The sequence below is a fragment of the Flavonifractor sp. genome (genome assembly GCF_019422385.1).
Taxonomy (GTDB): domain Bacteria; phylum Bacillota; class Clostridia; order Oscillospirales; family Oscillospiraceae; genus Flavonifractor; species Flavonifractor avistercoris.
The window spans coordinates 1-17,872 of record NZ_JAHZDL010000052.1; the positions used below are offsets into that span (position 1 = coordinate 1).

Annotated in this window: 21 protein-coding genes and 2 pseudogenes; 22 read left to right on the forward strand and 1 reads right to left on the reverse strand. The window is 63.9% G+C overall.

The features are described from left to right. From rpsE to QZ378_RS08130, 16 genes and pseudogenes are all read left to right on the forward strand, one after another. Positions 1-128: pseudogene (gene rpsE, locus QZ378_RS08055) on the forward strand (30S ribosomal protein S5); the annotation flags it as partial. Positions 129-142: 14 nt separating this feature from the next. Next, positions 143-325, forward strand: coding sequence for a 50S ribosomal protein L30 (rpmD, locus tag QZ378_RS08060; protein WP_087240991.1), 183 nt, complete (start codon positions 143-145; stop codon positions 323-325). 13 nt (positions 326-338) lie between these two features. Beyond that, the gene (gene rplO / locus QZ378_RS08065) at positions 339-779 is read left to right on the forward strand and encodes a 50S ribosomal protein L15 (RefSeq protein WP_087240993.1); all 441 of its coding nucleotides are present in this window, start codon (positions 339-341) and stop codon (positions 777-779) included. Then, a complete protein-coding gene (secY, locus tag QZ378_RS08070) occupies positions 780-2,108 on the forward strand; it encodes a preprotein translocase subunit SecY (RefSeq protein WP_291257906.1) in 1,329 nt (442 codons plus the stop codon). Positions 2,109-2,120: 12 nt separating this feature from the next. Next, a complete protein-coding gene (locus tag QZ378_RS08075; protein WP_291257907.1) occupies positions 2,121-2,753 on the forward strand; it encodes an adenylate kinase in 633 nt (210 codons plus the stop codon). A gap of 11 nt (positions 2,754-2,764) precedes the next feature. Continuing rightward, a complete protein-coding gene (map, locus tag QZ378_RS08080) occupies positions 2,765-3,517 on the forward strand; it encodes a type I methionyl aminopeptidase (RefSeq protein ID WP_291257913.1) in 753 nt (250 codons plus the stop codon). A 2-nt stretch (positions 3,518-3,519) separates the two neighbouring features. Then, positions 3,520-3,798, forward strand: a complete 279-nt coding sequence (locus QZ378_RS08085) for a KOW domain-containing RNA-binding protein (protein ID WP_087240999.1) — start codon at positions 3,520-3,522, stop codon at positions 3,796-3,798. Between the two features lie 4 nt (positions 3,799-3,802). Continuing rightward, entirely contained in the window at positions 3,803-4,021 is a 219-nt protein-coding gene (gene infA / locus QZ378_RS08090) for a translation initiation factor IF-1 (protein ID WP_009258089.1), read from the forward strand. A gap of 134 nt (positions 4,022-4,155) precedes the next feature. Then, complete coding sequence (rpmJ, locus tag QZ378_RS08095; protein ID WP_006573428.1) at positions 4,156-4,269, forward strand: 50S ribosomal protein L36; 114 nt, start codon at positions 4,156-4,158, stop codon at positions 4,267-4,269. A gap of 19 nt (positions 4,270-4,288) precedes the next feature. Next, entirely contained in the window at positions 4,289-4,657 is a 369-nt protein-coding gene (gene rpsM, locus QZ378_RS08100) for a 30S ribosomal protein S13 (RefSeq protein ID WP_087241001.1), read from the forward strand. Positions 4,658-4,672: 15 nt separating this feature from the next. Further along, a complete protein-coding gene (gene rpsK, locus QZ378_RS08105; protein WP_007494608.1) occupies positions 4,673-5,074 on the forward strand; it encodes a 30S ribosomal protein S11 in 402 nt (133 codons plus the stop codon). A gap of 18 nt (positions 5,075-5,092) precedes the next feature. After that, positions 5,093-5,704: a 30S ribosomal protein S4 gene (gene rpsD, locus QZ378_RS08110; RefSeq protein WP_087241003.1), complete on the forward strand. Its 612-nt coding sequence runs from the start codon at positions 5,093-5,095 to the stop codon at positions 5,702-5,704. A gap of 80 nt (positions 5,705-5,784) precedes the next feature. Next, on the forward strand, positions 5,785-6,732 hold the full coding sequence (locus QZ378_RS08115; RefSeq protein WP_087241005.1) for a DNA-directed RNA polymerase subunit alpha: 948 nt from the start codon (positions 5,785-5,787) through the stop codon (positions 6,730-6,732). A gap of 148 nt (positions 6,733-6,880) precedes the next feature. Further along, positions 6,881-7,222 (forward strand): 50S ribosomal protein L17, encoded by a 342-nt coding sequence (gene rplQ, locus QZ378_RS08120; RefSeq protein WP_087241008.1) that lies wholly within the window; start codon positions 6,881-6,883, stop codon positions 7,220-7,222. Positions 7,223-7,512: 290 nt separating this feature from the next. Then, positions 7,513-8,850, forward strand: a complete 1,338-nt coding sequence (locus tag QZ378_RS08125; protein ID WP_291257908.1) for an HlyC/CorC family transporter — start codon at positions 7,513-7,515, stop codon at positions 8,848-8,850. Further along, on the forward strand, positions 8,843-9,949 hold the full coding sequence (locus QZ378_RS08130; protein ID WP_291257909.1) for a M20 family metallopeptidase: 1,107 nt from the start codon (positions 8,843-8,845) through the stop codon (positions 9,947-9,949). The genes QZ378_RS08125 and QZ378_RS08130 overlap by 8 nt, the downstream gene beginning before the upstream one ends. Positions 9,950-10,191: 242 nt before the next feature. On the opposite strand, the gene QZ378_RS08135 is transcribed toward QZ378_RS08130, so the two are convergent. After that, a complete protein-coding gene (locus QZ378_RS08135) occupies positions 10,192-11,721 on the reverse strand; it encodes a polysaccharide biosynthesis C-terminal domain-containing protein (protein WP_291257910.1) in 1,530 nt (509 codons plus the stop codon). Positions 11,722-11,873: 152 nt separating this feature from the next. Between QZ378_RS08135 and QZ378_RS08140 the strand changes: the two genes are divergently transcribed. The 6 genes and pseudogenes from QZ378_RS08140 to QZ378_RS08165 all read left to right on the forward strand — a co-directional run. Beyond that, the gene (locus QZ378_RS08140) at positions 11,874-12,584 is read left to right on the forward strand and encodes a DUF554 domain-containing protein (RefSeq protein WP_291257911.1); all 711 of its coding nucleotides are present in this window, start codon (positions 11,874-11,876) and stop codon (positions 12,582-12,584) included. Between the two features lie 731 nt (positions 12,585-13,315). After that, the gene (locus QZ378_RS08145) at positions 13,316-14,092 is read left to right on the forward strand and encodes an enoyl-CoA hydratase-related protein (RefSeq protein WP_191380378.1); all 777 of its coding nucleotides are present in this window, start codon (positions 13,316-13,318) and stop codon (positions 14,090-14,092) included. Positions 14,093-14,372: 280 nt separating this feature from the next. Next, the gene (locus QZ378_RS08150) at positions 14,373-15,224 is read left to right on the forward strand and encodes a 3-hydroxybutyryl-CoA dehydrogenase (protein WP_291257912.1); all 852 of its coding nucleotides are present in this window, start codon (positions 14,373-14,375) and stop codon (positions 15,222-15,224) included. An 88-nt stretch (positions 15,225-15,312) separates the two neighbouring features. Continuing rightward, positions 15,313-16,476, forward strand: coding sequence for an acyl-CoA dehydrogenase (locus QZ378_RS08155; RefSeq protein WP_191380376.1), 1,164 nt, complete (start codon positions 15,313-15,315; stop codon positions 16,474-16,476). Between the two features lie 25 nt (positions 16,477-16,501). Next, entirely contained in the window at positions 16,502-17,302 is an 801-nt protein-coding gene (gene acrB, locus QZ378_RS08160; RefSeq protein ID WP_191380375.1) for an acryloyl-CoA reductase electron transfer subunit gamma, read from the forward strand. Positions 17,303-17,324: 22 nt separating this feature from the next. Next, a pseudogene (locus QZ378_RS08165) lies at positions 17,325-17,872 on the forward strand (electron transfer flavoprotein subunit alpha/FixB family protein); the annotation flags it as partial.

Genomic DNA, 17,872 nt, shown 5'->3' on the forward strand with positions numbered 1-17,872 from the left:
CCAAGTGCCTGCGCTCCAACAATCCGCAGAACGTGGTCTCCGCCACCTTTGAGGGCCTGAAGTCCCTGCGTGGCCCCGAGGAGATCGCCCGCATCCGCGGCAAGAGCGTCAGCGAGATCGTAGGTTAAGGAGGGCCGTGAACATGGCTAATCTGAACATCAAGCTGGTCAAGAGCCTGAACGGCCGGATCGCCAAGCATAAGGCCACCGCCGAGGCTCTGGGCCTGCGCAAGATCGGCGACACCACCGTGCAGCCCGACAACGAGGCGACCCGCGGCAAGATTGCCCACATCGGCTACCTGCTGCAGGTCACCGAGGAACAGTAAGGAGGTGCGCGAAATGAATCTGCATGAGCTTTCTCCCGCTGCCGGCTCCAACCCCAAGGCCTACCGCAAGGGCCGCGGTCACGGCTCCGGCAACGGCAAGACCGCCGGCCGCGGCCAGAAGGGCCAGTGGGCCCGTTCCGGCGGCGGCGTGCGCGTGGGCTTTGAGGGCGGCCAGATGCCCCTGACCCGCCGCATCCCCAAGCGCGGTTTCCACAACATCTTTGCAAAGCCCCTGGAGGCCATCAACGTCTCCGCCCTGAACAAGTTCGAGGACGGCGCCACGGTCAACGTGTGCGACCTGCTGGAGAAGGGCATCCTCTCCAAGTGTGAGTACGGCTACAAGGTGCTGGGCAACGGCACCCTGACCAAGAAGCTGATTGTCCGTGCCTCCGCTTTCTCCGCCTCCGCCAAGGAGAAAATCGTCGCGGCAGGTGGAAAGTACGAGGTGGTATAAGTGATCGAGACCATCCGAAACGCGTGGAAGATCCCGGAGCTGCGCAAGAAGATCCTCTTCACGGTGTTCGCCCTGCTGGTGTTCCGGCTGGGCTCCGTGGTGCCCGTGCCCTTCATCGACAGTGATGCGCTGAGCCAGACCATGAACAGCATGGGCGGCATCTTCTCCCTGCTGGGCGCCATGAACGGTACCGCCTTCTCCATCGCGGCCGTGTTCGCCCTGGGCGTGCAGCCGTATATCAACAGCTCCATTATCATCCAGCTGCTCACCGTCGCCATCCCCGCTCTGGAGCGCCTCCAGAAAGAGGGCGGCGAGGAGGGCCGGAAGAAGATCGCGGCCATCACCCGCTATGTCACCGTGGCCATCGGCCTGCTGCAGGGCTTCGGTTACTACACCCTCATCCGCAGCTACAACGCCACCACGCCGATGCTGGACACCGCCGGCCTGCCCGGCTGGTGGGCGGCCATCGTCATCATCCTGTGCTTCACCGCCGGTTCCGCCTTTGTCATGTGGCTGGGTGAGCAGATCACCGAGTTCGGCATCGGCAACGGCATCTCCATCATCCTGTTCGCCGGCATCCTGTCCCGGGTGCCCAGCGCGGTGCGCACCATGTACCGCGGCATCCGCAACAACATGGACGGCGTCACCGGCCAGTTCAACCTGCCCTGGTGGGGTGCCATCCTCATCGTCATCGGTGTGCTGGCCATCGTGGTTCTGATTGTGTTCATCCAGAACTCCGAGCGCCGCATCCCCGTCCAGTACGCCAAGCGCGTGGTGGGCCGCAAGATGTACGGCGGCCAGTCCAGCCACATCCCCCTGAAGGTGAACATGAGCGGCGTTATGCCCATCATCTTCGCCCAGGCCATCGCCTCCCTGCCCGCCACCATCGGCATGTTCGTGCCCGCGGCCCAGCAGGAGGGCACCGGCTGGTACACCTTCCTCCAGATCTTCAACACCACCAGCGTCATCTATATCGTGGTGTACTTCCTGCTGATCATCGGCTTCAGCTACTTCTACTCCACGATGCAGTTCAACCCCGTTGAGGTGGCCAACAACCTGAAGAAGAACGGCGGCTTCATTCCCGGCTTCCGTCCCGGCAAGCCCACCGCCGACTTCATCCACAAGGTGCTCAACCGCATCACCATGTTCGGCGCCCTGTACCTGGCCATCATCGCCATCGCCCCCATTGTCACCGGCGCCATCCTGGGTCAGAGCGGCCTGGCCATCGGCGGCACGTCCATCATCATCGTGGTGAGCGTTGCCCTGGAGACCACCAAGGCCCTGGAGGCCCAGATGCTCATGCGCCACTACAAAGGCTTCCTTGAGTAAGGGGTTATCAGAATGAAAATCATTCTTCTCGGCGCCCCCGGCGCCGGCAAGGGCACCCAGGCGGAGATCATCAGCCGCAAGCTGGGCATCCCCACCATCTCCACCGGCAACATCCTCCGCGCGGCCGTGAAGGAGGGCACTCCCATCGGCCTGCAGGCCAAGAGCTATATGGATGCGGGCAAGCTGGTTCCCGATGAGGTCATCATCGGCATCATCCAGGAGCGGCTGGCCCAGCCCGACTGTGCCGGCGGCTTCATCCTGGACGGGGTGCCCCGCACCATCGCCCAGGCCGAGGCCCTGGAGCGCCACGGCATCAACTTCGACGCCGTCCTCTCCCTGGAGATCAGCGACGAGGTCATTGCGGCCCGGCTCACCGGCCGGCGCACCTGCCACGCCTGCGGCGCCACCTACCACGTGGTCACAGCCCCTCCCCAGAAGGAGGACATCTGCGACAAGTGCGGCGGCGTGCTGGAGCAGCGCAAGGACGATCTGCCGGAGACCGTCAAGCACCGCCTGGAGGTCTACCACAGCGAGACCGAGCCGCTCAAGGGCTTCTATGAGGGCAAGGGCGTGCTGAAGCGGGTGCCCGATCTGGGCGGCATCGACGAGACCAACGCAAAAATCATGGAACTGCTGGGGAAGTGAACGAGATGGAAATGATCTCTCTCAAATCCCCCCGCGAAATCGAGTGCATGCGCCGGGCCGGGCGGCTCACCGCCCAGGCCCGGGCGCTGGCCGGTTCCCTGGTGCGGCCCGGTGTGACCACCCACGAAATCGACACCGCCGTGCGCAAGTTCATCGAGAGCCACGGGGCGAAGCCCTCTTTCCTGGGCTACGGCGGCTTCAAGGGCTCGGCCTGCATCTCCATCAACGAGGAGGTCATCCACGGCATCCCCGGCCCCCGGAAGCTGAAGGAGGGCGACATCGTCAGTGTGGACGTGGGCGCCTATCTGGACGGCTTCCACGGCGACTGCGCCGCCACCTTCCCCTGCGGGGAGGTGAGCCCGGAGGCCATGGAGCTCATCCGGGTCACCGAGCAGAGCTTCTGGGAGGGCATCAAGCTGGCCCGCGCCGGCAACCGGGTATTCGACATCTCCCACGCCGTGCAGCAGTACGTGGAGTCCCACGGCTGCTCCGTGGTGCGGGACTTTGTGGGCCACGGTGTGGGCGCCAAGCTCCACGAGGCCCCCGAGGTGCCCAACTTCGGCCCCGCCGGCCACGGCCCCCGGCTCCAGCCGGGCATGACCATCGCCGTGGAGCCCATGGTGTGCGCCGGCGACTGGCGGGTCAAGGTGCTCAAGGACGGCTGGACCACCGTGTCCGCCGACGGCAGCCTCACCGCCCACTACGAGAACACCATCCTCATCACCGACGGTGAGCCGGAAGTGCTCACCTGGGCGGAGGACTGAGTATGGCGGACGCCTGCGGGCAGATTGTCCGCTCCCTGGCCGGACACGACAAGGGGGCGCTGTTCTGTGTCCTGGACACGGACGGCGGCTACCTGCTGCTGTGCGACGGGAAGCGGCGGAGGCTGGAGCGGCCCAAACGGAAGAAGGAGAAGCACACCCAGCTCCTGGGGACGCTTCCCCAGCCCCGCCTGGCGGAGTTTCAGGCGGGCATCAACCGATCCAACCGAGACATACGGAGGGCGCTGGCCGCTTTCCGAGCTGAGGAACTAAGGAGGGTATGACGCTTTGGCAAAGGACGATATGATCGAAGTGGAGGGCGTCGTGACCGAGTCCCTTCCCAACACCACGTTCCATGTGGACATCGGAAACGGCCACATCATTCTGGCCCACATCTCCGGCAAGCTGCGCATGAACTTCATCCGCATCCTGCCCGGAGACAAGGTGACGGTTCAGATGTCTCCTTATGACGTAACCAGGGGCCGGATTACCTGGAGATCCAAGTAATCCGCGCCATTCACCGCGGCGGAATGGAATTCCGCCGGCCTCCCGGACGGGAGGCACCATCAACGACCGGTGCGGGTCAGCGGGGCCTTGCCTCCGCCGCGCCGGGGCCATCAGGCTGACAGGAGGTTTATGACATGAAAGTTAGACCGTCCGTGAAGCCCATGTGCGAGAAGTGCAAGATCATCAAGCGCAAGGGCAAGGTCATGGTAATTTGCGAAAACCCCAAGCACAAGCAGAGACAAGGTTAACAGGAGGTGCTGAAACAGTATGGCACGTATTGCTGGCATTGATTTGCCGAGAGAGAAGCGGGTCGAGATCGGCCTGACCTATATTTACGGCATCGGGCGCACCAGCGCCAACAAGATCCTGGCTGAGGCCGGTATCAACCCCGACACCCGCGTGAAGGATCTGACCGAGGCCGACGAGGCCAAGCTGCGCGAGATCATCGGCCACAGCTACACTGTGGAGGGCGACCTCCGCCGCGACGTGGCGATGGACATCAAGCGCCTGACCGAGATCGGCTGCTACCGGGGCATCCGGCACCGCAAGGGCCTGCCCGTCCGCGGTCAGCGCTCCAAGACCAACGCGCGCACCCGCAAGGGCCCCAAGCGCACCGTCGCCAATAAGAAGAAGTAAGGGAGGGAGAGACACATGGCTACCGCTACCAAGGGTAAGAAAGTTATCCGCAAGCGCCGCGAGCGCAAGAACGTTGAGAAGGGCCAGGTGCACATCCGCTCCTCCTTCAACAACACCATGGTTACCGTGACCGATATGGGCGGCAACGCCCTGTCCTGGGCCTCCTCCGGCGGCCTGGGCTTCCGCGGTTCCCGCAAGAGCACCCCCTTCGCCGCGCAGACCGCCGCCGAGACCGCCGCCAAGGCGGCCATGGAGCACGGCCTGAAGACCGTGGAGGTGTACGTGAAGGGCCCCGGCGCCGGCCGTGAGGCCGCCATCCGCGCCCTGCAGGCCGTGGGCCTGGAGGTCACCCTGATCAAGGACGTGACCCCCATCCCCCACAACGGCTGCCGTCCGCCGAAGCGCCGCCGCGTGTAAGAGAAGGAGGAAGATCAAATGGCTAAGAATATGCAGCCTATCGTGAAGCGCTGCCGCGCGCTGGGCATTTCTCCCGCCGCCATGGGCTACGCCGGGAAGAGCAAGCAGGAGTCCAACCGCAACCCCGGCGGCCAGATGCGGAAGAAGAAGAGCGAGTACGCCCTCCAGCTGACCGAGAAGCAGAAGGTCAAGTTCGTCTACGGCATCATGGAGAAGCAGTTCCGCTCCTACTATGAGAAGGCCGCCCGCATGCCCGGCAAGACCGGCGAGAACCTGCTGGTTCTGGTGGAGCGCCGCCTGGACAACGTGGCGTACCGCCTGGGCTTCGCCATGACCCGCCGTGAGGCCCGTCAGCTGGTGGGCCACGGCCACTTCACCGTCAACGGCCAGCGGGTGGACATCCCCTCCTACCTGGTCAAGGCGGGTGACGTGATCGAGGTGAAGGAGTCCAGCCGCTCCTCCGCCAAGTTCAAGCGCCTGACCGGCGAGGACGCCCCCACCGTTCTGGTTCCCAAGTGGCTGGAGCGGGACAAGAACGCGCTCAAGGGCACTGTGCTGCAGATGCCCACTCGCGAGGACATCGACCTGCCTGTCGAGGAGCACCTGATCGTCGAGCTGTACTCCAAGTAATGCTGCTTGTACCCTCGATTATTGGTGAGCTGTATCAGGCCGCGGGCAGAGGCCCGCGGCCGCAAAAAGGAGGGTAACACATGGTAGAAATCGAGAAGCCCCGCATCGAATGTGTGGAGAATCCCGGCGACGGTTCCTACGGCAAGTATGTGGTGGAGCCCCTGGAGCGCGGGTACGGCACAACCCTGGGCAACTCCCTGCGCCGCATCCTGCTCTCCTCTCTGCCCGGCACGGCGGTCACCTCTATCAAGATCGCCGGTGTGCAGCACGAATTCTCCACCATTCCCGGCGTGAAGGAGGACGTGACCGAGATCGTCCTCAATGTGAAGAGCATCATTGCCAAGCTCCACTGTGAGGGAGTCAAGACGGTCTATATTGAGGCCTCCGGCGAGTGCGAGGTCACTGCCGGCGACATCAAGGCCGACGGCGAGGTGGAGATCCTCAATCCGGAGCTGCACATCGCCACCCTGGGCCCTGACGCCAGCCTGAACATGGAGCTGACCCTGTCCCACGGCAGGGGCTATGTCCCCGCCGACCGGAACAAGCCGGCCCAGACCATCATCGGCCTGATCCCGGTGGACTCCATCTACACGCCGGTGCGGAAGGTCAACTACACGGTGGAGAACACCCGTGTGGGCGATGCGACCGACTACGACAAGCTGACCCTGGAGGTGTGGACAAACGGCACCATCACCGCCCGGGACGCGGTCAGCCTGGGCGCCCGCATCCTCTGTGATCACTTCGTCCTCTTCACCGACCTCTCTGAGACCATGGGCTCCAAGTCCACGGTGGTGGAGAAGGCGGAGACCCAGCGGGACAAGGTGCTGGAGCTGACCATCGAGGAGCTGGATCTGTCTGTCCGCTCCTTCAACTGCCTCAAGCGTGCCAACATCAACACGGTGGAGGATCTGATCTCCAAGACCGAGGACGAGATGATGAAGGTGCGCAACCTGGGCCGCAAGAGCCTGGAAGAGGTCATCAACAAGCTGGCCATGATGGGCCTGCACCTGGCCGACGAGGAAAACTGACGGCCAGAGGGGCGGGAAGCCCGGGGGCACGTAACGTCCCCTCCCGGGCCCCGGCCGCATGCGGCGTCCCGCCCCGGAGGCTCAGGCCTCCCCGGACGAATTTACAATTGGAGTTCGCCTTGGCGGCTCCCATAGGAGTGTGCGAGTTATGTCTCATTATCGGAAACTGGGCAAGCCCACCGACCAGCGTGTGGCTATGCTGCGCGCCATGACCACCTACCTGCTGGAGAACGGCCAGATCAAGACCACCGTCTCCCGCGCCAAGGAAGTGGCTCCCATCGCCGAGAAGATGATCACCCTGGCCAAGAACGCCAACCTGGCCAACTACCGCCGCGCCCTGTCCTGGCTGACCAAGGAGGACGTGGCCAAGAAGCTGTTCGACGAGATCGGCCCCAAGTACGCCTCCCGCAACGGCGGCTACACCCGCGTGGTGAAGATCGGCCCCCGCCGCGGCGATGCCGCCGAGATGGCCATCGTGCAGCTGGTGTAACATCCCGGACGAGAAAGCCTCTGCCCTATGGCAGGGGCTTTTTTGTCGCCATGGGGCGCCGCCCGCGGCACGGACAGCGGAATGGAGCGGGTTACCCTTGCATAACGGCCGCAGCTGTGTTATACTACACCTAATAAACCAGAAAAGGAGACGGTGAGCCCTCGTGGACGAACCTCCGCCTAGTAACAGCTACATAGAGAAACCGTTCAGGGACAGCCTTACCCGAGAGGGATAGGGTTGTCCTTTTGCGCGTTTCCACACCCAGGACAACAGGAGTTGATTGTGTTCTTATGTTAGACAGTGCCAGTATCGGGATGATCGCCGCCATGGTGGTAATGGTGATCTGCTCCGCCTATTTCTCCGCCACCGAGACCGCCTTTACCTCCCTCAACCGCATCCGCCTCAAGAGCAAGGCCGACGCGGGCGACCGCCGGGCCGCCCGGGCCCTGGCGCTGGTGGACAAGTACGACAACCTGCTGTCCACCATTCTGGTGGGCAACAACATCGTCAACCTGACGGCATCCTCCCTGTCCACCCTGTTCTTCACCGTGGGACTGCACCTGCAGAACGGCGCGGTGGTGGCCACGGCGGTGATCACCATCGTGGTGCTCATCTTCGGAGAGGTCTCCCCCAAGAGCATGGCCAAGGAGGCCCCGGAGCAGTTCGCCATGTTCTCCGCCCCCATTATCGGCACGCTGATGGTGATTCTCACCCCGGTGAACTGGTTCTTCGCCGCACTGAAAAAGGGCCTGTCCAAGATCATGCGCAGCAAGGACAAGGAGGGCATCACCGAGGAGGAGCTGGTCACCATGGTGGATCAGGCCGAGAGCGAGGGCGGCCTGGATCAGCACGAGAGCAAGCTCATCCGCGCGGCCATCGAGTTCCACGATCTGGAGGTGGAGGAGATCCTCACCCCCCGGGTGGACATGGTGGCGGTGAGGGACACCGACCCCATGGAGGACATCGCCCACGCCTTTGCCGAGAGCGGCTACTCCCGCCTGCCCGTCTACCACGAGGACATCGACAACATCATCGGCGTCATCCACGAGAAGGACTTCCACGCCGCCCGCTACCGGGGCATCAGCGACGTCAGGCAGTTCCTGGGCCCCGTGCTCTACACCACCGGCAACACCAAGATCTCCGAGCTGCTGCGCATCCTCCAGAAGGAGAAGGCCCACATGGTCATCGTGGTGGACGAATACGGCGGAACCGAGGGCCTGGTCACCCTGGAGGACATTGTGGAGGAGCTGGTGGGCGAGATCTGGGACGAGCACGACGAGGTGATTGAGGAGTTCCGCAGGCAGAGCGACGGCAGCTACCTCATCTCCTGCTCCGCCGATCTCACCGACCTGTTTGACCTGTTTGCCATCAAGGGGGAGTGCGACGCCAACACCATCTCCGGCTGGGTCATGGAGCGCATCGGCAAGGTGCCCGAGGAGGGGGATCACTTTATCTCCGACGGCCTGGACGTGACCGTCACCCGGGTGGATCACCGCCGGGCGCTGGAGATCCGGGTGGTGGTGCTCCCGCCGGAGGTGGAGAGCGCCGACAAGGGAAAGGAGAAGCCTGCCGCGGAAAAGGAAAAAGAGAAAACCCCGGACAAGGGAAAGGAAAAGAATCATGAGTGACGAACGGCTCGATCTGGCGGTGCAGCTGCGCCATGCTCTTCACGCCCATCCGGAGCTGTCCGGCCGGGAGTTCTGGACGCGGCAGACCCTGATGGACTTCCTCCGGGCCCATACACGGCTGGAGGTGGTGGATCGGGGCAGCTGGTTTTACGCCCGGTGCAGGGGCCGGGGGGAGGGGAAAGTGGCCTTCCGGGCCGACTTTGACGCCCTGCCCATGGAGGAGACCCTGCAGATTCCCCACCGCTCCTGCTGTCCCGGCGCCGCCCACAAGTGCGGCCACGACGGGCACAGCGCCGCCCTGGCCCTGCTGGGCCTGATCCTGGATGAAGAGGGGGCGGCCCGGGACACCTACCTGATCTTCCAGCCTGCCGAGGAGATCGGCGGCGGGGGAGAAGCCTGCGCCGCCTTCCTGCGGGAGGAGGGCATCGGGGAGGTGTACGCCTTCCACAACATGCCCGGCTATCCCCTGGGGGCGGTGGCCCTGCGCTCCGGCACCATGAACTGCGCCTCCAAGGGGCTGATCCTCCGCTTCACCGGTGTGCCCACCCACGCCAGCACCCCGGAGCTGGGCCGCAACCCGGCCTACGCCGTGGCGGCGGTGGTGTCCGCCATCCCGGAGCTGACCCGGCCGGAGGAGCACCGGGGCCTGGTGCTGTGCACCGTGGTGGGCATCGACCTGGGGGAGCGGGCCTTCGGCATCTCCGCGTACCAGGGGGAGCTGCTGCTCACCCTCCGGGCCCAGTACCAGGAGGAACTGGACGCCCTCCAGGAGGCCCTGCTGGCGCTGGCCCGGGAGCAGGCGAAGGAGTACGGACTGACCCTGGAGCGGGCGGAGGAGGACGTGTTCCCCAAGACCGCCAACCACCCCGCCGCCGTGGACAAGGTGCGCCGGGCGGCGGAGGGCCTTGGCCTCACCGTCATCGACATGCCGGAGCCCATGCGGGGCTCTGAGGACTTCGGCTGGTACCTACGGCAGGCGGAGGGGGCCATGTTCCTGCTGGGGGACGGGGAGGACTGCCCGCCCCTGCACAGCGACGGCTTCGACTTCCCCGACGCCCTGCTGCCCACCGCCTGCGCCCTGTTCCAGGCACTGATTTAAATCAAAAAAGTGGCCTGTGCCACTTTTTTGAGGAAGGCTGCATGGCGGAAGGGACTCGATTTCTTGCGAAATTGTCGCCCCTTCCACCATGAGAAGTGTCATTTCCGAGGCGCATGTCCCCGGAAATGACGGATTTTGATTTGATTCCTGCGGCTGCGGCCGCAGAAACTCTGCGAGGCGCTCCTTCGCGGGAGGTTTTTCGATACGCTGATGCGCCCTGCGGCCTGCCGCAGGGCGCGGTTTTATGCTGTGCGTAGCCGGAAGATCCGGCGCAGATCCACCCCCTGGGCCTGGAGGGCGGCCAGGTAGAGGACGGCGCCGAACACCAGGCAGACTGCCGCCCCGGACAGGGGGGACATGCCCGCGCCGGAGAGCACCTGCCGGAGCAAGTTGGTCACCAGCCCGGCCAGCAGGGCGGACAGGCCGGGGGCGGTGAGCCACTGGAAGAGCCGGGGCCGCAGGCCGGTGCACCGCCGCACGTCCCGCCAGTTGAGGAGCAGACCCAGGGCGGTGGACACCAGGAAGCCGGCCACATAGCCCCGCAGCCCCAGGCCGGGCAGGCCCATGAGGATATAGACGCAGGCCAGCTCCACCGCGCCGGAGAGGATGGCGTTGCGGGCGGCGGCCTGGGGCCTGCCCAGGCCGTTGAGGGCGCTGGCCAGCACCGACTGGTAGCAGGACAGGGCCACCCCCGCCGCCAGGGGGAGGATGTACCGGCCCGCTGCGGGCTCCCCGAAGAGGGCGGCCCCCAGATCGGGGCCCACCGCCGCCAGCAGGGACATGGCGGGCAGGATGAGCACCGACGTGGCCAGCAGGGAGCGGCCCACCCGGCGGCGTACCAGCTCCGGCCGCCCCAGGGCCACCCCCTCCGCCAGCTTGGGCACCAGGACGAGGCCCAGGGCGCCGATGAAGGCGGTGGGCAGGCACAGCATGGGCAGGGTCATGCCGCACAGCACGCCGAAGGCCTCCATGGCCTCCGACACCTGGGCCCCGGCGTGAACCAGCCGCTGGGGGATGAGCACCGACGTGGCCGAGCCCATCAGGTTGCCCAGCAGGCTGGTCAGGCCGATGGGCACCGCGATGGAGGCGATGCGGCGGTTCAGGTGCCGCCCCTCCTCCCGGGAGCCCGCCCGGCTCAGCCGCCGCCGGGTCAGAAAAAAGAGGGTGACGGCGGAGAACACCTCGCAGGTGATCATGCCCAGGACGATGAGTCCCACGGTGCGCTCCGGGTTCTGGGGGAGGAAGAGCACCAGCAGGCCCAGCACCGCCCCGGTGCGGATAAACTGCTCGCACAGCTCCACCGCCGCCGGGGGACGGATGCTGCCCGTGCCGTAGAAGTAGTGCTTGTGCAGGTTCTCCACCCCGGTGAGCAGGACGCAGGGCAGCAGGAGCAGCAGCCCCAGCTGGGTGCGGGCGTCCCCCAGCAGATACACCGAGATGGGGTCGTAGAGCAGCACCACCACCGCCGCCACGGCGGCGAACAGCAGGAGGAAGCACGCCAGGCAGCGGCGGAGCACCTGCCCGATCACGGCGGGGCGGCCCATGGCGTGGTACTGGGAGGACAGGTTGGACACCGCCGCCGTCAGCCCCACGGCGGTGAGGGAGAGGAGGACGGAGAACACCGGCATGATCAGCTGGTAGAGCCCCATCACCTCCGCGCCGATGAGCCGGGAGAGGAAAATGCGGTAGACGAAGCCGAGAAATTGGGAGACGATACTGGTGAGCGTCAGCACCAGCGTGCCGTAGAGCATGGACGTGCGGTCGAGTTTCAAGGCGCGGCCCCCTTCCGAGCGGGTATCCGGGACAATTACACCCTATTCACCACGGGTTGTCCGCCATGCCTGGGGAAAAGTTTTGACAAACCGGGCCGGAGCGTATATGATAGATACATCATCACATTGCAGTACGAAAGTGAGTGAGCGCCTTGCCCGCAACCTTCATCAATGTAGCTCTGATCCTGCTGGGCAGCCTGCTGGGGCTGCTTTTCCGCGGCCGCATCCCGCCCCGGTTCTCCTCGGGGCTCACCTTTGCCCTGGGCCTGTGCGTGCTGGGCATCGGCATCTCCAACATGATCGCCACCGCCGACACCCTGTGCGTCATCATCTGCATGGTGGTGGGAACCCTGCTGGGGGAGGCCATCGACATTGAAAAGCGGATGGAGGGGGCGGGAGAGCTGCTCCGCCGCAGGCTGATCCGAGGTGAGGGAAACAGCCGCTTTGTGGAGGGCTTTGTCAACGCCACCGTCCTGTTCTGCGTGGGCGCCATGGCCATCAACGGGGCCATGGCCGCCGGCATGCAGGGGGACTACAGCATCCTCATCTCCAAGTCGGTGATCGACGGCGTCACCGCCGTCACCTTTGCCGCCGCCATGGGCGTCGGCGTGGCCTTCTCCGCCCTCCCCATCCTGGTGTACGAGGGGGGCATGACCCTGATCTTCGGCGCGGTAGGCCAGGGCATCGACCCGGCTATCGTCACCGAGATGTGTGCCGTGGGGGGTACCATCATTGTGGGCATCGGCCTGAACATGCTGGGCCTGCCCAGGGAGAAGCTCCGCGTGGGCAATATGCTGCCCGCTATCTTTCTGCCGCTGGCCTATGTGCCGCTGAGCGGCTGGCTGAGCGGGCTGGTGGGGTAAAGCGGGCAGCAGATTGCCCACCCCGCGCAGCGGGACGGCGCCTGCGCCGTCAAGCGTTTTGGCAGAGCCAAAACCTTGCAATCGCCGGAATTCACTTCCGGCGATTTGGATGGAATCAAGGGCTCCCGCCGGATGGGACATCCGGTGGGAGCAATATGCTGCCTGCTATCTTTCTGCCGCTGGCCTATGTGCCGCTGAGCGGCTGGCTGAGCGGGCTGGTGGGGTAAAGCGGGCAGCAGATTGCCCACCCCGCGCAGCGGGACGGCGCCTGCGCCGTCAAGCGTTTTGGCAGAGCCAAAACCTTGCAATCGCCGGAATTCACTTCCGGCGATTTGGATGGAATCAAGGGCTCCCGCCGGATGGGACATCCGGTGGGAGCAATATGCTGCCTGCTATCTTTCTGCCGCTGGCCTATGTGCCGCTGAGCGGCTGGCTGAGCGGGCTGGTGGGATAGCGGGGCAGCAGATTACACAGGGTCGACCCGAGTCAGGGGAAGTACCGCATGCGAGTTTTGTTTCAAAACGAATTGGTTTACAAATTATTCCGAGGAGATCAGGATGATTTTTTGGCAAATTGTGCAGAATGACCATATTCTTTGATAAAAAAATAACGCTTTTTTCTCGCATTTTGCTTGCCTGTTTGGTTGGAAAGCGGTATACTTATAAGGAAGGTTTGTGTTAAAAAAATAACAATTGGCGATTTCATCCTGAGAGAGCAAGGAGGCAGAACGAATGGGCTTTGTAAAGCTGGAAAAGCAGGGCCATGTGGGCATCGTCACCATCGACCGCCAGGAGGCTCTGAACGCACTGAACAGCCAGGTGCTGGACGATCTGGACGCGATGATCGACCAGGTGGCTGCAGACGACGAGATCTACGTAATGATTCTGACCGGCGCGGGCCGTTCCTTTGTGGCGGGCGCCGACATCGGCGAGATGAAGGGCTTCTCCTCCATCGACGGCAAGAAATTCGGCGTGCACGGCGGCGGCGTGTTCCTCAAGCTGGAGAACATGGCCAAGCCCGTCATCGCCGCGGTGAACGGCTTCGCCCTGGGCGGCGGCTGCGAGCTGTCCATGGCCTGCGACATCCGCCTGGCCAGCGAGAAGGCCCGGTTCGGCCAGCCCGAGGTGGGTCTGGGCATCACCCCCGGCTTCGCCGGCACCCAGCGGCTGCCCCGCATCGTGGGCGTCAGCAAGGCCATGGAGCTGATTCTCACCGCCAAGACCATCAAGGCCGACGAGGCCAAGGCCATCGGTCTGGTCAGCGAGGTGTACCCCGCCGAGGAGCTGATGCCCAAGGCCATGGAGCTGGCGGAGGCCATCTGTGCCAACGCCCAGATCGCGGTGCAGGAGTCCAAGCGGTGCATCCGTATGGGCATGCAGACCGACATTGCCACCGGCTCCGCCTTTGAGGCTGAGGCCTTCGGCGTCTGCTGCGGCACCGCCGACAAGGACGAGGGCATGGGCGCGTTCCTGGAGAAGCGTACCGAGAAGCATTTCCAGAACAAATAAGTGCCAAGCCCGCGCCCATGCCCTCGTGGGGCCCCACACGGTGGGGCGGCGCTTGCGCCGTCAAGCGTTTTGGCGAAGCCAAAACCTTGAAATCGGCGGAATTCACTTCCGACGATTTGAGTAAAATCACAGGGCTCCCGCACGGCGCGCAGCGCCGGGTGGGATTGGCATGGGCGCGTTCCTGGAGAAGCGTACCGAGAAGCACTTCCAGAATAAGTAAATATAAATATTTGCTCAGTCCCGGTTGGGACAATGAGAAACAGCTAGGAGGTTACATACTATGAAAAAGGTAGTTGTTATCGGCGGCGGCACCATGGGCCTGGACATCGCCCAGGTGTTTGCCCGCAGCGGCTATGACGTGGTGGTCCGCGACATCAGCGACGAGATCATCCAGAAGTCCGAGGCCCGTCTGAACAAGGGCCTGGACAAGCTGGTTGCCAAGGGCAAGATGGACGAGGCCGGCAAGAAGGCCATCACCGACAAGATGACCTTCACCACCGACCTGAACCTGGCCGCCGACGCCGACCTGGTAGTGGAGGCCGCCATCGAGAACCTGGACATCAAGAAGAGCATCTTTGCCGAGCTGGACAAGATTTGCAAGAGCGAGACCATCCTGGCCTCCAACACCTCCTCCATCTCCATCACCGCCATTGCCGCGGCCACCCAGCGGGCCGACAAGTTCATCGGCATGCACTTCTTCAACCCCGCCACCGTGATGAAGCTGGTGGAGGTTATCCGGGGCGCCCACACCTCCGACGAGACCTACAACACCATCGCCGAGCTGGCCAAGGCCATCGGCAAGGAGCCCGTTGAGGTCAACGAGGCCCCCGGCTTTGTGGTGAACAAGATTCTGATCCCCATGATCAACGAGGGCATCGACCTGGTGTACACCGGCGTGGCTTCCGTGGAGGGCGTGGACACCGCCATGAAGCTGGGCGCCAACCACCCCATGGGCCCCCTGGCCCTGGGCGATCTGGTGGGCCTGGACGTGTGCCTGGCCATCATGGACACCCTGTACAGCGAGACCCACGATCCCAAGTACCGCGCCTCCCTGCTGCTGCGCAAGATGGTCCGCGCCGGCAAGCTGGGCCGCAAGACCGGTATCGGCTTCTACGACTACACCAAGAAGTAAGTTCATTTCTGTGCGAGCGATGACGGGCGGGAGCCCAAAAAACTCCCGCCCGCCGTTCTGAAATATAAATCTAGGAGGAAGGCAACAAATGGATCTGCACCTTTCCAGAGAGCAGGAAATGCTCCGCAAGATGTACCGTGACTTCGCCGAAAACGAAGTCAAGCCCCTGGCCGAGTGGGTGGACGAGAACGAGGCGTTCCCTGAGGAGACGGTGAAGAAGATGGCCAAGCTGGGCATGCTGGGCATCTACTTCCCCAAGGAGTATGGCGGCGCCGGCGCGGACGTGCTGAGCTATGCCATGTGCGTGGAGGAGCTGAGCAAGGTGTGCGGCACCACGGGCGTTATCGTGTCCGCCCACACCTCCCTGTGCGCGGCCCCCATCTATGAGAACGGCACCGAGGAGCAGAAGCAGAAATACCTGCCCAAGCTGTGCTCGGGCGAGTGGCTGGGCGCCTTCGGCCTGACCGAGCCCGGCGCCGGCACCGACGCCCAGGGGCAGCAGACCGTGGCCGTGCTGGACGAGAAGGGCGAGAACTGGATTCTCAACGGCTCCAAGATCTTCATCACCAACGCCGGCTATGCCAATGTGTTCGTGATCATCGCCGTGACCGGCATCACCACCGACAAGCGCGGCCGGAAGAAGAAGGAGATCTCCGCCTTCATCGTGGAGCGCACCGACCCCGGCTTCTCCGTGGGCAAGCACGAGAAGAAGATGGGCATCCGCGGCTCCTCCACCTGCGAGCTGATCATGGAGGACTGCGTCATTCCGAAGGACCGTCTGCTGGGCAAGCAGGGCAAGGGCTTTGCTATCGCCATGAAGACCCTGGACGGCGGCCGTATCGGCATCGCCTCCCAGGCTCTGGGCCTGGCCGAGGGCGCCATTGAGGAGACCATCAAGTACACCAAGGAGCGTGTGCAGTTTGGCAAGCGCATCTCCCAGTTCCAGAACACCCAGTTCCAGCTGGCGGACATGCACGCCAAGACCGAGGCGGCCAAGTGGCTGGTGTATTCCGCTGCCATGAAGAAGCAGAACCACGAGCCCTACACCATGGACGCCGCCATGGCCAAGCTGGTGGCGGCCGAGACGGCCAGCGACGTGACCCGCCGCTGCGTGCAGCTGTTCGGCGGCTACGGCTACACCCGTGAGTATCCCATGGAGCGCATGATGCGCGACGCCAAGATCACCGAGATCTACGAGGGTACTTCCGAGGTGCAGCGGATGGTCATCGCCGCCAATCTGGGCGTGAACTAAACGGAACTGGAGGGAAAATAACGATATGAAGTGCATTGTTTGTGTGAAGCAGGTTCCGGATACGTCCGGCGTGGTGGCGGTGAAGGAAGACGGCACCATGGACCGTGCCGCCATGGCGACCATCACCAACCACGACGACCTGGCGGCTGTTGAGGCCGCCCTGCGCATCAAGGACGCCACCGGCTGCAAGGTGGTTGTGGTGTCCATGGGCCCCCCGCCGGCCGAGGGCATGCTGCGTGAGCTGCTGGCCATGGGCGCGGACGAGGCGGTGCTGATTTCCGCCCGGGAGTTCGGCGGCTCCGATACTTACGCTACCTCCCAGATCATCGCCGCGGCGATCAAGAAGATCGGCGTGGAGGACGACGACATCATCTTCTGCGGCCGGCAGGCCATCGACGGCGACACCGCCCAGGTGGGCCCCCAGATCGCCGAGAAGCTGCACCTGCCCCAGGTGTCCTACGCCGCGGAGGTGAAGGTGGAGGGCAAGACCGTCACCGTGAAGCGTCTGCTGGAGGACGGCTACATGACCATCAAGGTGAACACCCCCTGCCTGCTGACCTGCGTGAAGGAGCTCAACCCCGCCCGTTACATGAGCGTGGGCGGCATCATGGAGTGCTATCAGAAGCCTCTGGAGATCTACAACTACGAGACGCTGAAGGACGATCCCCTGATCGACGTGGATACCATCGGCCTAAAGGGCTCTCCCACCAATGTGTACAAGTCCTTCTCTCCCCCGGTGAAGGGCGCCGGTATGATGATGGAGGGCGCTGACAAGGCGACCGTGGAAAAGCTGGTCTCCATCCTCAACGACAAGCACATCATCTAAGAAGTGAAAGGAGAGCAACACAATGGCTTTTGATAGTAAGGATACCGCCGCCTTCAAGGGCGTATGGGTTTTCTGTGAGCAGCGCGAGGGCGTGATCATGTCCACCAGCTACCAGCTGCTGAGCGAGGGCCGGAAGCTGGCCAACGACCTGGGCGTGGAGCTGTGCGGCGTGGTGCTGGGCAAGGACATCAAGGAGGACTACCTGAAGGCCCTGGGCGGCTACGGCGCCGACAAGGTTTACTACTGCAACCACGAGCTGCTGGATGTGTACACCACCGACGCCTACACCAAGGTCATCTGCGACCTGGTGGAGGACAAGAAGCCGGAGATCTTCCTCATCGGCGCCACCAACATCGGCCGTGACCTGGGCCCCCGCTGCGCGGCCCGTCTGCACACCGGCCTGACCGCCGACTGCACCCACCTGGATGTGGACGTGGAGAAGTACAAGGCCTTCCTGAAGACCACCTCCACCATCGACGTGGACAACACCAAGTTCGAGGAGAACACCAACCTGAAGATGACCCGTCCGGCCTTCGGCGGTCACCTGATGGCCACCATCATCTGCCCCCG

What these genes read in the sequence shown, in the direction of transcription:
- rpmD (WP_087240991.1), top strand. Translation starts at nt 143, where the DNA reads ATGGCTAATCTGAACATCAAGCTGGTCAAGAGCCTGAACGGCCGGATC.
- rplO (WP_087240993.1), top strand. Translation starts at nt 339, where the DNA reads ATGAATCTGCATGAGCTTTCTCCCGCTGCCGGCTCCAACCCCAAGGCC.
- QZ378_RS08075 (WP_291257907.1), top strand. Translation starts at nt 2,121, where the DNA reads ATGAAAATCATTCTTCTCGGCGCCCCCGGCGCCGGCAAGGGCACCCAG.
- map (WP_291257913.1), top strand. Translation starts at nt 2,765, where the DNA reads ATGATCTCTCTCAAATCCCCCCGCGAAATCGAGTGCATGCGCCGGGCC.
- QZ378_RS08085 (WP_087240999.1), top strand. Translation starts at nt 3,520, where the DNA reads ATGGCGGACGCCTGCGGGCAGATTGTCCGCTCCCTGGCCGGACACGAC.
- rpmJ (WP_006573428.1), top strand. Translation starts at nt 4,156, where the DNA reads ATGAAAGTTAGACCGTCCGTGAAGCCCATGTGCGAGAAGTGCAAGATC.
- rpsM (WP_087241001.1), top strand. Translation starts at nt 4,289, where the DNA reads ATGGCACGTATTGCTGGCATTGATTTGCCGAGAGAGAAGCGGGTCGAG.
- rpsK (WP_007494608.1), top strand. Translation starts at nt 4,673, where the DNA reads ATGGCTACCGCTACCAAGGGTAAGAAAGTTATCCGCAAGCGCCGCGAG.
- rpsD (WP_087241003.1), top strand. Translation starts at nt 5,093, where the DNA reads ATGGCTAAGAATATGCAGCCTATCGTGAAGCGCTGCCGCGCGCTGGGC.
- QZ378_RS08115 (WP_087241005.1), top strand. Translation starts at nt 5,785, where the DNA reads ATGGTAGAAATCGAGAAGCCCCGCATCGAATGTGTGGAGAATCCCGGC.
- rplQ (WP_087241008.1), top strand. Translation starts at nt 6,881, where the DNA reads ATGTCTCATTATCGGAAACTGGGCAAGCCCACCGACCAGCGTGTGGCT.
- QZ378_RS08125 (WP_291257908.1), top strand. Translation starts at nt 7,513, where the DNA reads ATGTTAGACAGTGCCAGTATCGGGATGATCGCCGCCATGGTGGTAATG.
- QZ378_RS08130 (WP_291257909.1), top strand. Translation starts at nt 8,843, where the DNA reads ATGAGTGACGAACGGCTCGATCTGGCGGTGCAGCTGCGCCATGCTCTT.
- QZ378_RS08145 (WP_191380378.1), top strand. Translation starts at nt 13,316, where the DNA reads ATGGGCTTTGTAAAGCTGGAAAAGCAGGGCCATGTGGGCATCGTCACC.
- QZ378_RS08150 (WP_291257912.1), top strand. Translation starts at nt 14,373, where the DNA reads ATGAAAAAGGTAGTTGTTATCGGCGGCGGCACCATGGGCCTGGACATC.
- QZ378_RS08155 (WP_191380376.1), top strand. Translation starts at nt 15,313, where the DNA reads ATGGATCTGCACCTTTCCAGAGAGCAGGAAATGCTCCGCAAGATGTAC.
- acrB (WP_191380375.1), top strand. Translation starts at nt 16,502, where the DNA reads ATGAAGTGCATTGTTTGTGTGAAGCAGGTTCCGGATACGTCCGGCGTG.